This is a genomic window from Faecalibacterium sp. An122 (assembly GCF_002160895.1).
Lineage (GTDB): Bacteria > Bacillota > Clostridia > Oscillospirales > Ruminococcaceae > Faecalibacterium.
The window spans coordinates 1-1,984 of sequence record NZ_NFLL01000066.1; the positions used below are offsets into that span (position 1 = coordinate 1).

Annotated in this window: 2 protein-coding genes; both read left to right on the forward strand. The window is 50.2% G+C overall.

Features of this window, described 5'->3' with window-relative positions; genetic code table 11:
• The first annotated feature begins 4 nt into the window (after window positions 1-4).
• Window positions 5-940 (forward strand): hypothetical protein, encoded by a 936-nt coding sequence (locus tag B5E67_RS15235; RefSeq protein ID WP_087385922.1) that lies wholly within the window; start codon window positions 5-7, stop codon window positions 938-940.
• Between the two features lie 390 nt (window positions 941-1,330).
• On the forward strand, window positions 1,331-1,693 hold the full coding sequence (locus B5E67_RS15240; RefSeq protein ID WP_242957061.1) for a transposase: 363 nt from the start codon (window positions 1,331-1,333) through the stop codon (window positions 1,691-1,693).
• Window positions 1,694-1,984 lie beyond the last annotated feature (291 nt).

A 1,984-nucleotide genomic window follows, 5' to 3' on the forward strand; every position in this document is an offset into this window, starting at 1 on the left:
CTGCATGACACAGACATTGCACATTGACCCCGAATTCAAGGCACAGATTCCGCCCCTGACCCAAGATGAACGCAAGCAGCTGGAAGAAAACATTTTGGCAGAAGGGGAGCTGCTGGCCCCGATCCTTGTTTGGAACGGCACCATTGTGGACGGGCACAACCGCTATGAAATTCTGCAAAGCCATCCAGAAATTCCGTGCAGCATCCGGGACTTGGAATTGGAAACAAGAGATGAAGTTCTGGTCTGGATTTGCAAACATCAGCTGGGTCGCCGGAACCTGACGCCCGAACAGAAAAAGTTTCTGGTGGGCAAGCAGTACGACGCTGAAAAGCAGGCTGATGGATTTCATGGAAATCAGCACACACTCCCGGTTCTATCTGCTGGTGTTCAAAATGAACACCAGCAGACCCCCGAGAAAACCTGTGAGCGGATCGCACGGGAAAACCATATCAGCGCCAGCGCTGTCCGTCGGGCGGCACTGTTCGCCGCAGGCGTGGACCTCGCAGAGGAGTTGTGTCCCGGCATCCGGCGGCAGGTCCTTTCGGGTGATTTGAAGGCGCCGGACGCACTCTTTGAGCGTTTGGCCAAGACCAGGCCGGAGGATTATGATGCCCTTCTGGAGCAGATCAAAAACCCCCAGTCCAGAGCAAAGCCTGCCGCCAAGCAGAAATTGTTTCAGACAGAGAAAAGTGCATCAAGCAAACCGCTGTTGGCATCACAACCAAGTGAAAGCAAGCCAGTTCCTGAGGAAACTTCCTCCGTTTACAGCCAGCTTGCCGATGCCGCAGCCGCCATGCAAGAATGTTGGAACACCATCTTCAAGCAAATGCCTACGCTGTTTACGTCCCCGGAACAGAGGAAAGGGGTACAGGCTATTCTTGAAAAGCATCTTGCGTATCTGGCGGCGTTGGGCTTTGACCTGTCAGGTATGACGGAATAAAAGCGTGAACAATCTGCCTAGCTTTTCTTTCAGCTAGCTCCGGCAAGGCACGATCAAGGCAAGCAGATGCGCCCGGATTCCGCCCGCCATCTGAAATGATGCGGGAAGCGAAAATTTCCCGCCCTACGCGCCCGGATCTCGGCAGTAGACTTGATTTTTATTGTATTATCGTCTGCTTTTGGAAATCTCATCCGCCCGCTTTGCCGCCCTGAGACCTGCCCGAGAGGGCGTTTCCGGGCACATCCGGGCGGGAGGGCGGATCGGGCGGGTATTTTTGAATTCCTGCTTGTAAAATTTACCGGCTTTTAAAGGATGAACGCCGGCTTTTCCACATGGGAAGTTTCAAAGCTTCCGATCAACTGGGTGTGTGGACCAGAACAGGAGGTGTCGTTGAACAAAAAGAAAAAAGCTGTAAACCACTCTTGTTATCCGGACGAAGTCATCGAGCGGCTGGCCCGATGTTTTTATCCGGCGATTCTGGAAAGCTTCAGCAATGAGGAGGACCAGAAAGCCTTTGCCGCATGGCAGGCAGAGCAGGCCCGCTGTTCGGCAAAAGAAAAGCAGGACGTTCCCGATAGGGAACGCCCTGCCATCCATACACAGCTTTTTCAGTTTGGGTGCGTCCTTCGGGGCGCACCCTTTTTATTTGATTACAATAAATTTCAATTATCAAAGCGGCGCCGTTCATCTGAAAAGATGAGAAGGTGGATCTGCCAATGCAAGCTTTTCTTGTATATGAAAGTTCTTTTCTGAAAATGATTGACTTTACCAGAAACCATATGTAAACTTAAACTAAAGTAAAGTTGAATTTATCAAGATAGAGCACGCAAATATTGCCCAACATAGAAGCTTTTCATAGGGCCTAGGGTGTATCTGAAAACTCAAAAACGCCCAAAAAAGTGTTAAAAAGACAAGAAAAAGACACAAAAGGATTCTATCATAGGCAGTGCAAGGAAGTGATAGCATGACGATTCATCGTTATGAAGTAACAGATGCAGAATGGGCCATCATAGAACCCATGCTGCCCAAACATCATATGGGACG

What these genes read in the sequence shown, in the direction of transcription:
- B5E67_RS15235 (WP_087385922.1), top strand. Translation starts at nt 5, where the DNA reads ATGACACAGACATTGCACATTGACCCCGAATTCAAGGCACAGATTCCG.